General features: G+C 52.9%; 13 protein-coding genes. 8 read left to right on the top strand and 5 right to left on the bottom strand.

Annotation, left to right across the window (positions count from 1 at the left end; translation table 11 throughout):
• Positions 1-12: 12 nt before the first annotated feature.
• On the top strand, positions 13-2,280 hold the full coding sequence (locus MFFC18_RS04355; protein ID WP_075081909.1) for a cellulase family glycosylhydrolase: 2,268 nt from the start codon (positions 13-15) through the stop codon (positions 2,278-2,280).
• 48 nt (positions 2,281-2,328) lie between these two features.
• Here MFFC18_RS04355 and MFFC18_RS04350 read toward each other — a convergent pair whose 3' ends face one another.
• The 3 genes from MFFC18_RS04350 to MFFC18_RS04340 all read right to left on the bottom strand — a co-directional run bounded on the left by MFFC18_RS04350 (position 2,329) and on the right by MFFC18_RS04340 (position 5,475).
• Positions 2,329-3,264: a sugar phosphate isomerase/epimerase family protein gene (locus MFFC18_RS04350; protein WP_148618638.1), complete on the bottom strand. Its 936-nt coding sequence runs from the start codon at positions 3,262-3,264 to the stop codon at positions 2,329-2,331.
• A gap of 113 nt (positions 3,265-3,377) precedes the next feature.
• Positions 3,378-4,787 (bottom strand): sensor histidine kinase, encoded by a 1,410-nt coding sequence (locus MFFC18_RS04345; protein ID WP_148618637.1) that lies wholly within the window; start codon positions 4,785-4,787, stop codon positions 3,378-3,380.
• A gap of 1 nt (position 4,788) precedes the next feature.
• Positions 4,789-5,475, bottom strand: coding sequence for a response regulator transcription factor (locus tag MFFC18_RS04340; protein WP_075081912.1), 687 nt, complete (start codon positions 5,473-5,475; stop codon positions 4,789-4,791).
• 289 nt (positions 5,476-5,764) lie between these two features.
• Between MFFC18_RS04340 and MFFC18_RS04335 the strand changes: the two genes are divergently transcribed.
• The 5 genes from MFFC18_RS04335 to can all read left to right on the top strand — a co-directional run bounded on the left by MFFC18_RS04335 (position 5,765) and on the right by can (position 14,736).
• Positions 5,765-8,926, top strand: a complete 3,162-nt coding sequence (locus MFFC18_RS04335; RefSeq protein ID WP_075081913.1) for a DUF2309 domain-containing protein — start codon at positions 5,765-5,767, stop codon at positions 8,924-8,926.
• Positions 8,926-10,314 (top strand): proton-conducting transporter transmembrane domain-containing protein, encoded by a 1,389-nt coding sequence (locus MFFC18_RS04330; RefSeq protein ID WP_238381132.1) that lies wholly within the window; start codon positions 8,926-8,928, stop codon positions 10,312-10,314. The genes MFFC18_RS04335 and MFFC18_RS04330 overlap by 1 nt, the downstream gene beginning before the upstream one ends.
• 2 nt (positions 10,315-10,316) lie before the next feature.
• Complete coding sequence (locus tag MFFC18_RS04325) at positions 10,317-11,810, top strand: proton-conducting transporter transmembrane domain-containing protein (protein WP_075081914.1); 1,494 nt, start codon at positions 10,317-10,319, stop codon at positions 11,808-11,810.
• A 52-nt stretch (positions 11,811-11,862) separates the two neighbouring features.
• Positions 11,863-13,869: a SulP family inorganic anion transporter gene (locus MFFC18_RS04320; protein WP_075081915.1), complete on the top strand. Its 2,007-nt coding sequence runs from the start codon at positions 11,863-11,865 to the stop codon at positions 13,867-13,869.
• A 219-nt stretch (positions 13,870-14,088) separates the two neighbouring features.
• Positions 14,089-14,736 carry a carbonate dehydratase gene (gene can, locus MFFC18_RS04315; RefSeq protein ID WP_075081916.1) on the top strand — a complete coding sequence of 216 codons (648 nt, stop codon included), beginning with the start codon at positions 14,089-14,091 and terminating at the stop codon, positions 14,734-14,736.
• A 189-nt stretch (positions 14,737-14,925) separates the two neighbouring features.
• On the opposite strand, the gene MFFC18_RS04310 is transcribed toward can, so the two are convergent.
• Positions 14,926-16,884, bottom strand: coding sequence for a protein-disulfide reductase DsbD family protein (locus tag MFFC18_RS04310; protein ID WP_162273883.1), 1,959 nt, complete (start codon positions 16,882-16,884; stop codon positions 14,926-14,928).
• Between the two features lie 138 nt (positions 16,885-17,022).
• Complete coding sequence (locus MFFC18_RS04305; RefSeq protein ID WP_148618636.1) at positions 17,023-17,934, bottom strand: hypothetical protein; 912 nt, start codon at positions 17,932-17,934, stop codon at positions 17,023-17,025.
• A gap of 338 nt (positions 17,935-18,272) precedes the next feature.
• On the opposite strand from MFFC18_RS04305, the gene MFFC18_RS24780 reads away from it, so the two are divergent.
• The gene (locus MFFC18_RS24780; protein ID WP_157665000.1) at positions 18,273-18,443 is read left to right on the top strand and encodes a hypothetical protein; all 171 of its coding nucleotides are present in this window, start codon (positions 18,273-18,275) and stop codon (positions 18,441-18,443) included.
• A 96-nt stretch (positions 18,444-18,539) separates the two neighbouring features.
• Positions 18,540-18,839, top strand: coding sequence for a nitrate/nitrite transporter NrtS (gene nrtS, locus MFFC18_RS04300; protein ID WP_075081919.1), 300 nt, complete (start codon positions 18,540-18,542; stop codon positions 18,837-18,839).
• Position 18,840: the final 1 nt, after the last annotated feature.

The raw sequence follows: 18,840 nt of genomic DNA, 5'->3' as shown, positions 1-18,840 counted from the left end.
TGCGAGCGTATCATGAAGTTTGTTGCCACCGTTTTCGCTCTGATTCTATTCCATTTCTGCCACGATGCACTCGGGGCTCAGACCACGGTCGCCGAAGTCAACGGGAGCAGCGTCTATTCAACATTCGGAGCATTCGACGTTTCGGGCGCAGTCGACACGTCAACCGGCGACATCGCGATCGATGTTGCAGAGTTCGGAGGAATGGAAGTCGGTTTGGCGCAAGTCGATTTCTCGAACACCGACACGACTCTTGAGGTCGAACTGCAGATCGGAGCCAACAATGCGGCTGGCTCTTTCGTCGTCAACATGACGGACTTTGACGGTGTTGGATCTGATTCACTCGACATCGCAGAAGTCTATCAGTATCGAGTGGACCTGAACGGGCTTTCGACTTCGATGTTTCAAACCCTGACCATCAGCCTGGACAATTCGTTCTTCAACCTCGACGAGTTTGAATCGTCGACCGACGCAGATGACGGCGTCATCAACTATGGATTGATCGAGCTTGGCTTGCAGAGCGAGTTTGGCTCTACCGATCGGCTTGATGTGGTCGTGCGGCGAGTCAGCGTCGTGACGTCGGAGCCTTCAACCGGCGGCGGACCGGCACAGAGATACATTGTTTCCAGGAACGGGCGATTGCAAGTCGTCGGCAACAGGGTCATGAATCAGTTTGGCGACCCGGCTTGCCTGGCAGGTTGTTCGCTGTTCTGGAGCAACTTTTCCGAAGGGGCGAAGTTCTACGTTTCAGAAACTGTTGACAAGCTTGCGAGCGACTGGAACGCTGGAATCGTCAGGGCGTCGATGGGCGTCGAAGATTTCGGCGGCTACACGTGGAACGATGGCGAGTTCGCGACGCGTGAGGTGAACAAGGTCAAAACAATTATTGACGCGGCGATCGCGAACGATGTCTATGTCATCGTTGACTATCACAGCCATGCCGCGGAAGAATCGACAGCTGAAGCCGTCGCGTTTTTCGACGAAATCTCAAGTCTCTACGGCGACAATGATCACGTCATCTACGAAGTTTACAACGAGCCAATCAATCAGAGTTGGTCGACGATCAAGACCTACGCAGAAACGGTCATCGCTGCGATCCGAGTCAACGATCCGGACAACCTGATCGTCGTCGGGACTCCTTTCTATTCGCAAAACGTCGACGTGGCGTCGAGCGATCCGATCAGCGACCCCAACGTCGCGTACACGCTTCACTTTTACGCCGGCACGCACGGTCAGTCGCTCCGTAATCGCGCGATCACGGCGATGAACAATGGCGTCGCGATTTTCGTGACCGAATGGGGAACAGTGAATGCTGATGGAAACGGCGGAGTCGCGACAGGTTCCGTCAACACATGGATGGATTTCTGCCGGACTCATGAATTGTGTCACGCCAACTGGTCGGTGTCGGACAAAGACGAAGGCTCAGCAGTGGTGCTGCCCAATCTCGGGGTCAACGGCTTGATCGGCGACGAGCTGACTGCCTCAGGGATCTTCGTAAAAGACATCGTCAGCGATTGGTCCAACTTCGTCGGCAAGACCGTTGAAACGGAAATGGTGGCACGCCAAATTTTTTACAATGGATCTGATTTCGACGGCAACAATCCAGCTCCCGATCCGTCCGATGCAGACGCCATTGCGACTGACAAGACTCCGCTTTTGTTTGGTCAAACCGCGAAGTTCGCGAACTACAGCAGCTACGTTCATGGCATCAATGGATTGCTGATCGACCTGGAAGGATCGTGGTCAGGGCTGGACGAAAGCGACTTCAGCTTTCGCGTTGGCAACGACGATTTCCCGGAAACCTGGCAAGACGCTCCGGCGCCGCTTTCAATTTCTTTTGCGGCAAAGGCCGGTGCAGGAGGCTCGGACAGAATCACTCTTGTGTGGGACGATGGTGTGATCGCGAATCAGTGGCTGGAAGTCAAAATTCTTGCCAATGAAAAAACCGGACTGTCGGCTGACGACGTGTTCTACTTCGGAAATGCGATCGGAGAATGCGGAACTTCGACAACCGATGCTCGTGTTGATGCCAACGATGTCAGCGCCGTTCGCGGTAACCTGTCAGGGTTTTTCACAGTCGACGTTGTGAACGAATTCGACATCAATCGTGACCGACGCGTTAACGCGACAGACGTTGGAATTGTCCGCAACAACCTGTCCGGATTCTTTTCTGTTCGGCTGATCACTCCGACTGCTGGTTCCGGGAAAAGAACTCTCAAACGGTCGCCAAATATCGGTGGCAAGTTGAGTCCTGGCAGACGGTTCATCGAAGTCGGCAGGTAGGCCGTTCGCAATCTGGTCGATTTCAATCGTTGCTTTATGGATCGCGATTTAGCTTTCGACACCCATCGTTTTCTTGAGGAACGCGAGGTCTTTTTCAATAGCCGCAAGGTTGGTTTTCGCGTCGGCGTCCGGCAAGTACTCGACATGCAGTGTCACCAGCGCGGTTTCGAAATCGTTTTGGAATTGTTTCAGGAACTTTCGATAGTCAACCTGACCTTCGCCTAGCGGACAATTCACAGGTGAGAGTCGTTTGTCTTTTGCTTTCCTGAGCCCCCAACGAAAATCCTTTGAAGACAGCGCCGCAATGTGCGGTTTGATGATGTCGTAGTAGACCTGCCAGACTCCGTCACCTTCCGCGACGGCGTGACGTATGTCAAAAATGCTTCCGATCTCCTCGACAGGGATGTCACCGAGCACTTGCAGCAGGTCCCAGAAACTGGCACCCAGGTACTGGCCGCCAGCGTGATTCTGATAAACCCCGGAGATTCCGACTTCGCGGTTGAGTGACGCAAGATCCTTGAATTTTGGCTTGAGTAATTCAAGCTGCGATTGGATTGGAGCGTTCAGGTCGTAGCGACAGAAACCCATTCGGTAACGTTGGACACCAACCGATGCCGCGGTCTTGAGAACAGCCTCAGCATTTGGCGACCCGACCTCGACGATGTCTGTCGTCAGAACGCTTATTTTCAAGTCGTGTTTGGCGAAGACCTCTGTCAGCTTTGGCAGCTCGTCGGCAACAGATTCAGGTCTGATGTATCCGCCTTTGCGGACCGTCACTTCGGCGCCATCCAAACCAATCGACTTCAAGGATTCAGCAAGCTCTTCGTAAGACAGTTGCTGGATAAATTTTATAAACGCACAATACTCGTACGGTTTCTCTTTGGGCAAACACTTACCATGCGCCAGCGATGGCAGCGTTCCGACGCCAACCGCAGCCGATGCTCCTGCGACGAAACGACGACGACTCATTTGCGTATCAGTCAATTGATGCTCCAAGTTTCGATGCCAAATGATCTTTGGGCAACGTTACCATTTTAAGCACCGGTTGTCACGGAAAAGACTTCGCGGTGCGAAGCAAGATGAACTGGCTGCCAAGTTCAGATTTTCGACTTGGGCAACTGGAAGCTGACCTCCAGAAGATTACCAGAACTCTCGGCTCGGATTCTGCCTTCGTGCAACTCGATAATTGCTTTGCTGATGCTCAAACCAAGCCCGTTTCCGGTCTGCTCGTGTGTTCTAGCGGGATCTGTTTGGTAAAAACGGTCGAATATTCGCTCTAGCAACAGCGAGTCAACGCCGGGTCCTTCGTTTGAGATTCGAAAATCAATTTCGTGATCACGACTCGACAGATTTACCGAGACCGTTCCTTCGGGCGGCGAAAACTTGATCGCGTTGTCGAGCAAATTGTTGAGCACTTGAATCAGTTTTTGAGGATCACCACTGCAAGAAATTGCTACGGGAACATTGATAGAGAGTTGAATGCCTTTTTCTTCTGCGACGCCTTCGAAAATGGAGACAGACTTCTGAACCAGATCACTGAAATCAAAGTCCACCTTATTCACTTTCAGCCGAGCATCCGATTCGGCCAACTCCAACAGCTGGTTGACCAGATGTCGCAGGAACTGACATTGCTCGCTGACAGTTTCCAACTGCTCGCGATAGTCATCAGCCGTTCGCGGTTTCGCAAGGCAAACTTCCGCGCTTGTCTGAATGGCTGTCAACGGCGACCGCAATTCATGAGCAGCGTTGGCAATGAATTCACGCTGACTGTTAAGGTATCTGGCGTTCAAATCAAGAAACGAATTGATCTCGCCCGAAATCTGATCCAGCTCATCGCCACTTCCCCGGATCGGCAATCGCGCTTCAAGTCGGGATGGCTCAAGCTTGCGTGTTGTTTCCACGATTTCCTGTACGGGCAACAACGAGCTTCTCGCCAGCAAATATCCGCCAACCGGCGCGATCACGACGACAGCCAGCCCGATCCATAGCAGAACTTTCGTCAGGCTCCACAGATCGCGGCCGATGAAGTCCGTCGGCTCCCCGAGAACGATCGTGAACACGTCGCCGGAGTCCAACTGAAACGAATGCCAGCAGGCGATTGCGTTGTCCGCTTGCCGAAACGCAAATTTCTCGTTCGCCGCGTGCGGCTGGTCTGACGGATTCAGAGTCGCCTGATCGGATTCGAAGGAGTCGGGAAACAGCTCGCTTTTCCAGATCAGTTTGCCAGTGTCATCGAACAGTCCCGCGAACCATTCGTTGCGGCTATGACTGAGAATTTTGCGACTGAATTCTTCTTCGACCAGTCGCATGTCCGGATGAAACTGCTTCGTGGCGAGTTCCAATTCGACAATCTCGCCTTCCAACAAATCTTTCGTTTCATATTCCAGCGTATAAACCATCGCCTGGCGGGCCACGAAAAGAGAGAGCAAAGTCAGCGCAATCACGACCAGTGAATTCCACACAGTCAGCCGACATCGAATGGTGTTGAGACGCTGTATCAGGCTCACGCTACGCCCCGTTCGATCGCGTCGGGCTAACGAAGGAGTATCCGCGACCACGAACCGTATTGATTGTCACTGGCCCATCGTTGGCGAGTTTCTTGCGAAGTCGTGTAATGTGGACTTCGATCACGTTCGTCGGCCCATCCCACTCGAAACCCCAAACATGTTCGCAGAGCATTTTACGTGTGACGACCTGGCCGACGTGCCGCAGCAGCAGCTCAAGAATACTGAACTCCGTTGGCGTCAGTTCGATGTCGCGGCCTCTCTGGACAACGCGATGATTGCTCAAGTCGAGCGACAGATCGCCGGCAGTAAGGCTGGCTGAAGGCCGAACCGAAGTGCGCCGCGAGACTGCTTCGACGCGGGCTTTGAGTTCGACGAAAGCGAATGGTTTGACGATGTAGTCATCGGCACCGGCCTCCAGTCCTTCAACTCTTTCGTTGACCGCGCCTTTGGCAGTCAGGATCACGACCGGCGTCTGGTTTCCGCTGGCTCGCAATTGATTAAGAACCTCAAGCCCGTCGACTTCGGGAAGCATCAGGTCAAGGACGATCACATCCGCCTGTTGTGTCAACGCTTTCTCCAACCCAGTTTTGCCACTGATTGCCCACACACATTCATAGCCGGATTCGACAAACCCTTTCTGCAACGATTTACCAATCGTTCGGTCATCTTCAATGACAAGAATATTCATGGTCACTAACTACACGTGTTCAATGGTGGAACTAGATCATAGTTTTGATGATCGGCAGACGATACCCGAACGTCTCAAGCTTACGAAATTGTAAGTATCCCGAACCGATCGCGTGCTCCACAGTAAACGCTGAACAGGCGGCCCTTCGCGTGTGACGCCTCGTTGGAGTTCGGTCGTTTCCTGTCGAAATTGTAAGCAAACTCCGTTCTTCGAAAAAACGTAATTGTCGATATGGTAGGAAAGCAATCGACCATCCCCTTACAAAATCGCTTTGAATTTTTGCGGCAGAATGAACTCACCGACAACGATCTCGCAACCAGAATCTGCCTCAGCACACTCACCAACGACGGCTCGATCTGTTCTCGACGCGATCGAACACGTGGCTCATTTGCTGCCTTCGCAGGGCCCGATCACGGCATTCGTCCATCACAACACGCTCCATGCGTTCGAAGATTTGGCTTTCGATGATGCCGTCCGAAAGGGTGCGCAACTGTTTGGATGCCACCCCTATTTGCCGGAATCCGAATACCGCAGATGTGTTGTGACCGGAAGAATTCGCCCGGAAGACATCGATGCTGTGCTCCTGGAAACTCTAGGGGATCGTGCGGATGAACTGCTTGGATTTCTGGGAACCCGATTTAATCTGTATCGTGCGATTCTGAATCACGACCTGCATGACGGGCCTTCGGTCAGTGTGCGTTGGGTGGTCGGCGACACGAATGCTTTGACGCGGTATCGCGAAGACGCCGAACCAGGAACACGCGAGCAGTTATTGGCGGAGACCAAACGCTGGGTCATGCAAGACTTGCGCAATGTGGTCGAAAGCAACGAGCATCGCGAAGATTCTAATGCCGAAGGACAAGCACTGATTCAGCGAACGGAAGAGCTGTTCAGGCTCTTTGGCAGCAAGCGAATTGAATCGTGGTCAGACGCGACGTGGGAGTCATTCTCGTTACATCTGTTGTGGCAAATCTGTGAGGCAGGAGTTACTCAACTGGATTGCCCAAATCACGAACAGAATTTCGTTCGCCAGCGTGACTGGATTTTTGAGCTAACAGGCGAAGACGCTGACGAACTCGTTCACGAAACGCTGATTCAGTTCTGTGCCGCGTTTCTTGACCAGGGGCTGAGTGATTGGCCGATGGCGCATCCGGAAGAAGGTTTCTTGCAGAATTTCGTGAACCTCTACAGTCAGACCGATTGGCTCGCGTCGCCGTGGAAGCAGAAACTTGCAGCGGAACTCCGCCGACAGCAAAAGCAAGGTTTGACGTCACTGGGATCCATTCAGGATTCCTTACAGCAACTCAACATTGCCTCCAATGATACCGACCGGTTCATTGAAGACACGATGCTGGCGTTGCGAGGTTTTGCCGGAATGATCTGGCAACTGGAAACGCGTGGTGATCGCGTAACTCGTGGGATTCCCGCAGACACTCTGCAAGAGTTCCTCGCGGTTCGGCTGATTCTTGATCGACTGGCTGCGGAACATCTGGTCAGCAAAATCCAGGGATTCAAGGGCTCAATCAGCGAGTTCAATGACTGGGCGAAGCGCGAACTGAGCAGTCGCCCAAATGGAAAAAAAGCGACACAGCAGCGACGGGCGTATCGAATTTTCGAGCTTGCCCAATTGCTGGGCTGGCACCCGCACACCTTGGCCCGCCTGAGTTCCAATCAATGGCAGGAACTGGTTGACGAACTTGATTCGTTCGCGGGAATCGACCGACGCGCGGTTTTTCATTTGGCCTACGAGCGTAAATTCCGCAACGAAATCCTCGACGCCGTGCACGTGCACGCCGATCGCGTCAAACGACTGGAAAGCCAAAAAACGGGCGTTCAGGTTCGACCAAGCTTCCAGATTGTTTGCTGCATTGATGATCGGGAAGAATCATTTCGGCGTTACCTCGAAGAGCTGGAACCAGATTGCGAAACGTTTGGTGCCGCGGGATTTTTTGCTGTGCCGATGTATTATCGCGGAGCTGCAGACGCAGATTATTTGCCGCTTTGCCCAGCCAGTGTGATTCCGGAGCATTATGTTCGCGAGGAAGTCGCCTACTCGCTGCAGCGTCAGGAACAGCAACGCTCTCACGCGCGACGGACGATCGGAACCTTTGCACGACGCGTCCATGTTGGCAGCCGAACGTTCACTGGAGGCTGGATCGGCACGACGGTCCTTGGATCATTCGCAACTTTCCCGCTCGTTTTTCGTGTCCTGTTTCCGCGTCTGACGGCACGCCTGAAAGATGTCATTGGCAGCCTCGTTCGTCCACCGGAAGTGACACACTTAAAGCTTGAACGTAATCCAGCAGAGCCTCCAGGCCCAGAGGCTCATCAGTTAGGCCTGACGGTTGATGAGATGGCAATCGCGGTCCAGCGACTACTTGAAGACATGAGTGCGACGGAGAATTTCGCTCCGATCTTTTTCATTTGCGGACATGGATCGTCAAGCCTCAACAATCCTCACGAAGCCGCCTATAACTGCGGCGCTTGTGCGGGAGGTCGAGGCGGTCCCAACGCACGAGCGTTCGCGCAAATGGCGAACGACCCACGCGTCAGAAAGATCGTCGCCGATAACGGAATCAACATTCCTGACGATACCATCTTCATCGGATGTTATCACAACACCTGCGACGACAATGTTTCGTATTTCGACCTCGATGGAATTCCTGATTCGCACCGACCGCGATTTGAATCTGCAGTCGAAAAAATCAACTTGGCCAGAAAGCACGACGCCCACGAGCGATGTCGCCGGTTCGCTTCGGCACCTCTGGATCTGGACTTTGATGAAGCCCTGATCCATGTCGAGGGACGCGCTGAAGATCTTTCGCAAGCTCGCCCCGAATACAATCACGCGACCAACGCTCTGTGTTTCGTCGGCCGCCGAGAATGGAGCCGGGATCTTTTCCTCGACCGACGAGCTTTCCTGCAGTCATATGAGCCAGAAAATGACGACGAAAACTGCAGCGTCCTGGAACGAATCTTACAGGCGGTGATCCCGGTTTGCGCAGGCATCAATCTTGAATATTACTTTTCCAGCGTCGACCACGTCGGCTACGGAGCCGGAAACAAACTGCCGCATAACATCGTGTCGCTGATCGGAGTGATGGATGGCGCCGCGAGTGATCTAAGGCCGGGCTTGTACTGCCAGATGATCGAAATTCACGAACCGATGCGGTTGCTGTTCCTGATCGAGACGACACCCGCGGCGATGCAACGAATCATCGCGGCCAATGAACCGATTCGAAAGCTGTGTGAAGGCGATTGGGTTCAACTGGCAGTCATCAAGCCCGGGAGCAATGAAATTCAGCTGTATAAGGACAAGGAATTCGTGCCCTACAAGCCCGAAACGGCTCAGCTGCCGGTAACGCCAAGCTCATTCGATTGGTATCGCGGCTGGCGAGACAATTTGCAGTTCGCCAGTATCGGAAAACGATTCGAAGAGGAGAGCCGATAGTGGACTTGCTCTATCAAATTCTTGGCATCACAACAGTCGCCAGCCCATTGGTGTTGCTGGCCGTACTGGGAATTCCATGCCTGTTCTCAAGGCCGTTTTCTGAACAGATGATCGCGCGCACAGTTTACTTTTGCGTTTGGATCGGACTGTTCGCCTCAGTTGGAATTCTTGCGACGATGTTGATCTCTGGCGATCGCCATGTGCCGATCGAACTGGGACACTGGATCGACTTGCCGGAACAACACTTTCACTTCCACTTGAAGTTTGTGTTTGACCGACTGAGCGTTCCGTTTGCCATTCTGACATTTGTACTTTGCGGAACCATCGGTGCGTTCACCAGTCGATACTTGCACCGCGAACCGGGCTACGTCAGATTTTACATTGCGTTCTCGCTATTCATGGCCGGCATGATTTTCGCAAGTCTCGCGGGCACGATCGAAGTTCTGTTTTTCGGGTGGGAATTAGTCGGCATTTCTTCAGCGTTGTTGATCGCGTTTTTTCACGAACGACGAAACCCGGTGCGAAACGGATTCATGGCTTGGTGCGTGTACCGCATCGCGGACGCGGCTTTCCTGATCGCGGCCGTACTGATGCATCACCTGACCGGGGCGGGAGATTTTGAGTTGTTGATGGGGCAGGGGGCCTGGCCGGAGGGCGTGGCGACAATCACCCACTCACAAGCTTTATTGGTCGGATTGCTATTGGTTGTAGCGGCGGCGGGCAAGTCTGCGTTGGTCCCATTTTCCGGCTGGCTACCGCGTGCGATGGAGGGGCCGACTTCCTCAAGTGCAATTTTCTACGGGGCGTTATCGGTCCACCTCGGGGCGTTTCTGCTGCTGCGGATCAGCCCAATTTTGGAGCTGTCGATGTGGCTTTCGGGAACCGTTGTCGTGCTCGGCTTGCTCACTGCGATCTTCGCGACCATCACAGGGCGGGCTCAGTCGGATATCAAAACGAGCCTGGCTTACGCGTCGCTGACTCAAGTCGGAATCATCGTAGTGGAGATCGGTTTGGGGCTGCGTTACATCGCGCTGATTCACATTGTCGGTCACGCGCTGATGCGTACCTTGCAACTGCTGAGGGCGCCTTCGTTGCTGTACGACTATCACGTTTTGGAAAACGCGATTGATGGCCATCTGCCTGCGTCTGGGTCGCGAATCGGAAGCCTCGTTCCGGAGCGGTGGAAGCAATGGTGCTATTTATTCGCGATGGAGCGTGGTTTTCTGGATGAGCTGCTCAGTCGATTCATCGTCCGGCCCTTCGTAAGGTGTTTTCGCTGCTTTGACGCACTTGAACGCAAGTGGACAAATTTTCTCTCCGGAGATTCATCAAGAGAGTCAGACGACGTGACGACGCAACCTGAAATCATCGAAGAGCTAAAGGTATAGCCGTGCTGGAACTTCATTTACCCTGGTTGGAACTTGCGATTTTGACTCCGCTGGTCGGTGTCGTTGTGTCGCTGTTCAACAAGAACGCTGAGCAAACCCGATTGGTCGCGATTGTGTTTTCGGGGCTGTCGCTGGCGATGGGAATCGGCGCATGGGAAGACTTCAATACGCTGAAAGTTTTCGAAGCCCACGATCGCTGGGACCTCGTCGAACCATTATTTGGGCCAGACGTCGTCGTGATCGACGAATTCAATGCGCCACTACTGGCGCTGACATCGCTGATGTTCTTTCTGACGCCGCTGGCGACGCTGCGTACAAAGATCAAACGATTTCCGTTTCGCATGAACCTGATCTCGCAGTTCCTGATGCTTTCGACGCTCGCCTGTCGCGGCCCCTGGATCATCATTTCACTGATGGGTTTGCAAACGCTGCCGATTGTGTGGGAGTTGCGCACACGCGGCAAATCATCTCGCGGATTCGTCATCCACATGGGGCTGTTTCTCGTGCTGCTGATTGGTGGCTGGTCGATGATTGATTTGGAAGATCCGTCTCATGAACACTCGATCGCGGCCATCATGCTGTTGACGCTTGCGATCCTGATTCGCAGCGGTTGTGCTCCAATGCACTGTTGGATGACCGACCTGTTTGAAAAAGCATCATTGGGTTCGTCGTTGCTGTTCGTCTCTCCGATGATCGGTGCCTACGCGGCAGTTCGTTTGCTGTTGCCCGTCGCTCCAGATTGGGCGATGCGAATCGTGGCATTGGCCTCTCTGTTCACGGCAGTTTACTCAGCAGGAATGGCGCTGGTTCAGACCGAGTCGAGGCGGTTCTTTTGCTATTTGATTTTGAGCAACGCATCGCTTGTCCTGGTCGGACTGGAAGTCGTCACACCGATCGGACTGACCGGCGCCTTGAGCACCTGGATCGCGGTGTGTTTGTCTTTGTCAGGATTCGGATTGACGCTGCGAGCCATCGAATCGCGCGTGGGACGACTTTCGCTGAACGACTACCACGGTTTGTATTCTCAAATGCCTCTGCTGGCGACTTTCTTTTTACTCACCGGCGTTGCGACCGTTGGGTTTCCGGGCACCGTTGGGTTCGCCGGAATTGAGTTGATCGTCGAAGGAGCCGTCGAAGTCTATCCGTACGTCGGCATGGCGGTTGTGATCGCAACGGCTCTCAATGGTATTGCAATCATGCGGGTCTATTTCCGCCTATTCACCGGCACGATTTACCAGTCGTCGTTTTGCATGGAAGCCCGTTGGCCGGAACGAGTTGGCATCCTTGTTCTTAGTGCCCTGATTATTGGTGGCGGTATCTGGCCCCAGCCTGGAGTCAAGTCCCGGTTTCACGCGGCGAAAGAAATCATGTCTCGGCGAGAAACGCATACGCAAGCTGAAACCGACAAACACGCCACCTTATCTGCAATACCGGACGACGACATGATTGCCCCGACCAAACGTGAACAAGCCAGCCACACGTTAACGGTCGAATAACTTTTTCAAAACTAAAAGCATCCCCTCCAATTTTTGATACGAGCGCTTTGAGATGAACTCACAAATTGATGAATTGAATTCGGTTCAAACTGAAAAACCTGTCGGCAATGTCAACGGGTTCATCAAATACTTGCGTTATGACCTGATTTCAGGCTTCCTTGTTTTCCTGATCGCGTTGCCGCTGTGTCTGGGAATCGCTTTGGCGTGTGGCTATCCGGCGATCGCTGGAATCTTTACCGCTGTGGTGGGTTCGCTAGTCGCAACATTTATCAGTGACTCGGAACTGACGATCAAAGGTCCGGCTGCGGGACTGATCGTGATCGCGATTGGTTGCATTGAATCGTTCGGCGGTGACGGAGCGATGGGCGGATTCACTGAAATCGACATGCAGGCCTATAAGCTTGCGTTAGCTGTCGGTGTTGGGGCCGCAGTCTTGCAGATTCTTTTCGGGATGTTCCGGGGCGGGATTCTGGGCGAGTTCTTTCCCTTGGCCGCGGTCCATGGAATGCTCGCAGCGATCGGCATCATCATCATGGTCAAGCAACTTCCGATCGCGCTTGGATACGAAGGGGGAAAAGGCGAGCCGTTGGAGATGCTGCAGGAGATTCCTCACTATATTCAACACCTCAATCCGGAGATCGCGCTGATCGGCGTCATTGGGCTGGCGATCATGTTCCTCTGGCCGATCATGCAAAAATCGACCGCCATCCTGAAAGCGGTTCCCTCGCCTCTGGTTGTATTACTGGTGACCGTTCCGATGGGAATGTACTTCGACCTGCTTCATGAGCATGGCTATGAGTTCAATGGACACCAGTACAAAGTCGGCGAATCGTTTCTGGTTCAGATGCCAGACCGGGTGTTCGGCATGTTCGACTTTATTACGACACCGGACTTTGCGGCCTACTCGCCCAAACATTTGGGCAATTCGATCGTCTGGATTTTGATGTTCTTTGTCATTGGATCGTTGGAATCCATCCTGAGCGCCAAAGCAGTTGACGTGATCGATCCGTGGAAGCGAAAAACGAATATGAATCGCGACACGATTGCTGTCGGCGTCGGCAATCTGATCGCGTCTTTCATTGGAGGCCTGCCGATGATTTCGGAAATTGTGAGAAGCAAGGCCAATATCGACAATGGCGCCCGAACGCGGTTCGCCAACCTGTGGCATGGATTATTCTTGTTGGCTTGTGTTGCCTTGCTACCTACCGTTCTCCATCGCATTCCGTTGGCGGCGTTGGCGGCGATGTTGATCTACACAGGATTCCGGCTGACGCATCCAACCGAGTTTGTTCATACCTATCGAACCGGGCCCGAGCAACTGATCATTTTCGTAGCAACGCTGGTTGGCGTTCTGGCTACGGACCTGTTAATTGGAATCGCGATCGGCATCGGCGTGAAAATGTTTATTCATTTGCTGAATGGAGTCCCTGTTTCCTCGCTGTTCAAACCCTACCTCGACATCACAATCAAGGATGACAACACCGCATTGGTACAGGCTCACAAATCGGCCGTTTTCAGCAACTGGATTCAGTTCCGTAGCAAGCTGGTCAATGAAGGACTGAACGAGCGCCGCAACGTGATTCTTGACATGTCCGACACGCAACTGGTCGACCATAGCGTAATGGAAAAACTACACGAACTCGAAAGCGATTTTTCAGATGCGAATCTGGAGCTGCGAGTCGTCGGACTGGATGAGCACAAGCACCTGGCGGAGCACAAGCATTCAGCCAGAAAACGGGCCATCGAGAAACTGCGACGAATCACAATCATTGTTTCGGCAAACATTCAGGACGAGGTATGCCGCAACGTCATCGGACTGGGAGCATCGGGCTATACGTTGACAAACGTTGAGGGCGTCGGGCGACATCAAATCCATGACGCTCAAGGCTCACTGCCTTCTGCAACCAGGATGACAAAAATCGAAGTAATCGTACCACGTCCGATCGGCAACGAAATCGTTGACTATTGTCGCAACGAGCTGGCTGAAAAACATCCTAATTCTGTCTGCACTGAACTGGTGGAAGTCCTGAAGAAAGAACATTTTGTTCCAACGATATAGTCGATGATCCCTACCGTGGATCGATCGAATGCATACTTTCAACGGCCACTATATTGAGGGGCGTGAACTGAAATTTATTGCTTGTGACGTAAAAAGCTTGTTGAAATCCAAGTCGATAGCGGAGTTTGCGAATCCAGAACCATTCCTTATAGTTAAGGACTGAATTCAGGACGCCAATCTGGCATTTGCAGCACTGCAGCACTCACTACGGAAATCACAATGCGAATCTTACCCGAACTGATTGAAAAGAACCGGAATTGGGCGGACAGCGTCTCAGCCGAAGACCCGAACTTCTTCTCTGAGCTAGCCAAGAAGCAGACGCCGGAATATCTCTGGATCGGTTGTGCCGATAGCCGCGTTCCCGCGAACCAGATCGTGGGGCTTATGCCGGGCGAAGTGTTTGTTCACCGGAACATTGCAAACGTTGTTGTGCACACGGACTTTAATTGCCTCAGCGTCGTTGAGTACGCAGTTGCCGTTTTGAAAGTGAAACACATTATCGTTTGCGGTCACTACGGATGCGGTGGCGTTCAGGCAGCCAGCCAGAATCATCACCTGGGACTGATCGACAACTGGCTTCGTCACATCCGTGATGTGCGCAACAAGCACGATGCTGTGTTGAAAAACATTTCGGACGAAGCAGAGCGCCTTGATCGTCTTTGCGAATTGAATGTTGTCGAACAGGCCCACAACGTTTGCCACACGACAGTCGTTCAGGAAGCTTGGGCGAAAGGCCAGGAACTGGCAGTTCACGGATGGATTTACAAAATTCAGGACGGCTTGATTCGCGACATGCAAGCCACGATCACCGGGCCTGATGAAATCGCAGAAGCTTACAAAGTTGCCATCAACAACGACGTTTCGTAGAGCTCGACTCTTCGTCGTCACGGTTGGCGATTGGGCAAAGTTCAACTTTATGTCAGTTGATACACATTGCCCGATTTCCTTCCCGCCCGCGTTCTCAATCGTGGGTCGGGGTGAAATGTGTTCGTTTCACATCCGGAGCACGTTTGCAACTCTTCGCAAACCTGAGCGGGATCGAAAGTCGACGAGACGCTACCCACTTTTCCGTGTCGCCAGCGCCGACACAAATGCTTCCGGCGACGAGAAGATCCCTTCGAGCGTAACCGGTTTGGTTGGGCTGTCTTCCGGGAACACGGCATAAAACGGAATCGAAGCACTGTTGTTTCCGAGCTTTCTCAACAAACGATCGATATCAGGAGACGGTGCTGTCTTGTCGGCTCGGATCGCAACGATGCCTTCACGCTGAATCAGATCTGCGACAGCGGGCTGATTGATTGCGACTGATTCGTTGGCTTTGCAAGTCAGGCACCAATCTGCCGTAAAGTCTACGAACACGGTTTTGCCGCTGGCTATCGACTGCTCAAGCAACTCCTCAGAATAAGGCTGCCACGGAATATCTTCTCCAACCGGAGTCTCGGCGACTTGCATCGCTTGCCCTGCTTGATCAACTACGTGTCGGTTCGCTGCTCGATCAAACCTTGCTGTTGAAACTTCATACAACCAACCGAACGACAACCAGGCTCCAAAGACAACGATCGCCATCGACGTTGCGAGCCGCCACCATTCGCTGCTTGAGCTCTTGAGACTCTTACCGCCGTACCACCAGCATGCCATCCCGACTGCTGCCAGCAACGCGACCGTTGGCACCAGTGCCGGAATCTGGATGAAGCTAAGTAGAAAGATCACGGTTGCGATCAAAACGAAGCCCATCAATTCCTTGAATCCTTTCATCCATGGTCCGGGCTTGGGCAACCACTTGACCAGGCTGGGAAAGAATCCGATCGCGAGGAAAGGGCTCGCCATCCCAAGGCCGACTGTTGCGAAAACAAGAAACGTCAGATGCGTTGGTTGAATAACGGCCCACGCAAGTGCTGATCCAAGGAAGGGACCGCTGCACGGTGTCGCCAAAACTGTACTTAGAACACCTTTTGAGAAAGCACCGGTCAGACCTTCTTCTTCCGCCGCACCGCCGATGGAACCGACGAAGCCTGGCAACATGATTTCCCATACGCCCAAGAAGCTTAACGCGAACGCGAAAACAATCGATGCCAACACCACGGTGAAGCCGACGCTGCTGAATTGCTCGCCCCAGCCCAAACCGGCGAAAGCCGCCAGGGTGGCCAGAACCAGCAACACGCTGATGATGCCCAACGAATAAAACAGGTTGAGCATGAAGATGCGACGGCGATCATTGTCGGCTTGGGAAACAAACGACAACACTTTGAGCCCGACGACCGGCAGTACGCAAGGCATGAAGTTGAGGATGAAGCCAGCGACAAATGCCAACGGCAAGATCGCCCAAATGGAAACGCTGCTTTCTGTTGACGATTTCGCTTCGATGCTATCGAGGCTGAATGCTGTTGCGGCTTCGGTAGATCTACCCTGACTGTTTTCTTGCTGCGGGTCGTCTTGATCAGCTTCGACTGGCGGAAGCTCGGCGAAGACGAAGGACTCGGCGCTGTCCACAAGTTTCACTTCGGCCGCGAACTGATAGGTCTGCGGTGGAAAGCAACTGTCAGCGTCACAAGCTTGAGCAAAAACTTCCCCTTTGATGACGAGTGAGCCCACATCGACGCCAGCGGAGATTTCAATCGGTGCTTCCCAGCTAATTTCATGTTCGAATTCATGAAGCTCGATTTTCAATGACTTGTGCCTGATCACGATCGGCGATCGAACGGGTCGAAATTCTTCTGTCAGACGAACATCTTCACTTGAGTCAACGGAAATCCTGGTCGCCAGAAATGGCTTGGGTTGAGTCTGGGCATAGATGTGCAGCCCTTCAGGAATATGGGCTGTCACGACCAGCTTTGCCTCTGGCTCGGCACCTTCGGCTGCTGCAACGTGGACCGAAGCCGAAACGGAAACGTCTTCAGCAATTGCAGGTGCGGCATCCGCACTGGCCGAGATTGCGAAGATAAAAATGAGTGCGGCGAAGTACGCCATCAACTGGCTTGGAACGCCGTTGCGAGTCGAACAAATAGAGGCAGTCATTGCGTCTCCAAAATTTTGTTTTCGTGTAACCTGGTTTGAATGGACAATGCGTCCAGCCCTGTTTCGATGCAGGGCGGGGTGCATCGGCCACTCGATTTCGAATCAAGTTGCGATCCGAATCGGGCGACCAACAGGCAACTAGAGCGGCTTCACGTATTCAGGATTGATCCACGTGAATTTACCTTCTGTCTTGATAACCTCTCCGGAAACAGCGACACGATTTCCGTCGTAGCGATCCTTGTAAAGCTGGGGCCAGCGAGTATGCACGTCTTCGATCACGAACACGCGACCATCGTCGGTTGTGACTGCGAACCCAAGTTGGTCTGGTGAGTTAATTGCAGTAACTCCGAATTCGCAAGCAGCACATGCTGCACGACCTTGAATCCGGATTGCCGAAGTCTTCGCCGTTTTGTCGCTGGCAGTTTCAGTCGCTGCCAAGAACTTCTCCGGCGAAGCAACAAATGCCTGTCGCTCACGATCCGAAGGAAACAGGTAGCGAAGCCCGTTGTGAACAGCGGTGAATTTTTTATCGCCCGGAACGTCTTTCCCAGCTTTGACTTTGCAAACGATGCAGTTGCCGTCTTGCGCGATATCAACGTCGGCGTATTTTTCAGGCGACTCCTGGAATGCCTTGAGCGGTTTGTCACCCGGGAAAAGGAAAAGCCGTTCGTTGCTGACGGTTGCGAATTCAATTTTGCCCGGAACTCTCTTTCCCGAATTCACGAAGCAAACCGTGCAATCGCCGCCGAACGCGGGAACGTATGCGATCGGGTTTTCCTCGAACACTTCTTTCACTTTTTCGCTCGGGAACAGGTAAGTCACACCATCGAAACTGGCAGCGTGTTCTTTGCTTCCCTTAACCCACTTGCCATGCTTGATGAAGCAAACCGGGCAATTTCCTTCCAGGCCAATCTCGGTTTGCTCTTGAGTCGCGGGTTGCTTTTCAAGTCCGCTATCGGCTGATTGGGCGAATGAAACTGCCGGCAACGAGGCCAAGGTGACCAAGGCGAACGAAGTCATTGCGAGGCGACGCGTGATTTTCATATTCATCATGTTTCTTCCTGATTTCCTGTACAAAAGTTTGCGACCGAAGCCACGTTTTAATCATGACAGAGAAGAATTCTTTTCCTTACGACGATTTCGCTAAATGGTGTGCCAACGCACCGTGTCACAAACTTGACCGGCAAAAAACTGACAGCAGCCGTCAAGCAGCGTTGTCTGTCGAGAGTTTGGCGTGAAAGTGCTGACGCATTCGAAGAAGTTCAACCGGAGAAGAAAACGGTTTCTCGATGCCAACTGGCAATTCTGGAAATAAATCTTCATGGCGTAAGGTGCCTGGCGATATTCCGTCTTACCGACAGTTAGGCAACTAGAAGAGGAGACACAAGATGATCGACTTCGAAACCAAACTTACTCACGATGACATCGCAATCCTTGGGTTTCTTGGCCTCAATCGTCTGTTTGAAATCTATCCTTCGGTGGATCAGGCTCTAGTCAAGATTCGTCGGAAAATGCCACGTCAGAATCGCCAAGTGGCCTGCGCGAACACGGCGGGCTAACGTTCCGGTCGGTTCAACGTCAAAGCGGAACCGGCCACGGACGGCCAAGTCGTCGGAAAGTCAGTCACCAAAGCCAAGATCTGCCTCACGAAAATCATGAATAGCATCATCCAGTTTCTTGCCAAGCTTAGAGCTCACGCTTTCGAAGCCGCTGTCGTGCGCAGAGCCGCCATCATGTCGTTGATCGTTGGAACGATCCTGATCGGCATCAACCATGGCAACCGGATATGCAGTGGAACGTTGTGCGGAACGTTTTGGGTTCAGTCTTTACTGACGATGTTTGTCCCCTATGCGGTTTCGACCGTTTCCAGTGTGCTGGCGATGGACGGATGTCACCGATCCGAAAAAGCTCTGGAAGTTTCAAAATCGCGAAGCACCGGTCGCGATGACCAGTGAA

Source organism: Mariniblastus fucicola (assembly GCF_008087665.1).
GTDB lineage: Bacteria > Planctomycetota > Planctomycetia > Pirellulales > Pirellulaceae > Mariniblastus > Mariniblastus fucicola.
This window is presented reverse-complemented; position numbering and strand designations above follow the sequence as displayed.

What these genes read in the sequence shown, in the direction of transcription:
- MFFC18_RS04355 (WP_075081909.1), top strand. Translation starts at nt 13, where the DNA reads ATGAAGTTTGTTGCCACCGTTTTCGCTCTGATTCTATTCCATTTCTGC.
- MFFC18_RS04340 (WP_075081912.1), bottom strand. Translation starts at nt 5,475, where the DNA reads ATGAATATTCTTGTCATTGAAGATGACCGAACGATTGGTAAATCGTTG.
- MFFC18_RS04335 (WP_075081913.1), top strand. Translation starts at nt 5,765, where the DNA reads ATGAACTCACCGACAACGATCTCGCAACCAGAATCTGCCTCAGCACAC.
- MFFC18_RS04320 (WP_075081915.1), top strand. Translation starts at nt 11,863, where the DNA reads ATGAACTCACAAATTGATGAATTGAATTCGGTTCAAACTGAAAAACCT.
- can (WP_075081916.1), top strand. Translation starts at nt 14,089, where the DNA reads ATGCGAATCTTACCCGAACTGATTGAAAAGAACCGGAATTGGGCGGAC.
- MFFC18_RS04310 (WP_162273883.1), bottom strand. Translation starts at nt 16,884, where the DNA reads ATGACTGCCTCTATTTGTTCGACTCGCAACGGCGTTCCAAGCCAGTTG.
- MFFC18_RS04305 (WP_148618636.1), bottom strand. Translation starts at nt 17,934, where the DNA reads ATGAATATGAAAATCACGCGTCGCCTCGCAATGACTTCGTTCGCCTTG.
- MFFC18_RS24780 (WP_157665000.1), top strand. Translation starts at nt 18,273, where the DNA reads ATGATCGACTTCGAAACCAAACTTACTCACGATGACATCGCAATCCTT.
- nrtS (WP_075081919.1), top strand. Translation starts at nt 18,540, where the DNA reads ATGAATAGCATCATCCAGTTTCTTGCCAAGCTTAGAGCTCACGCTTTC.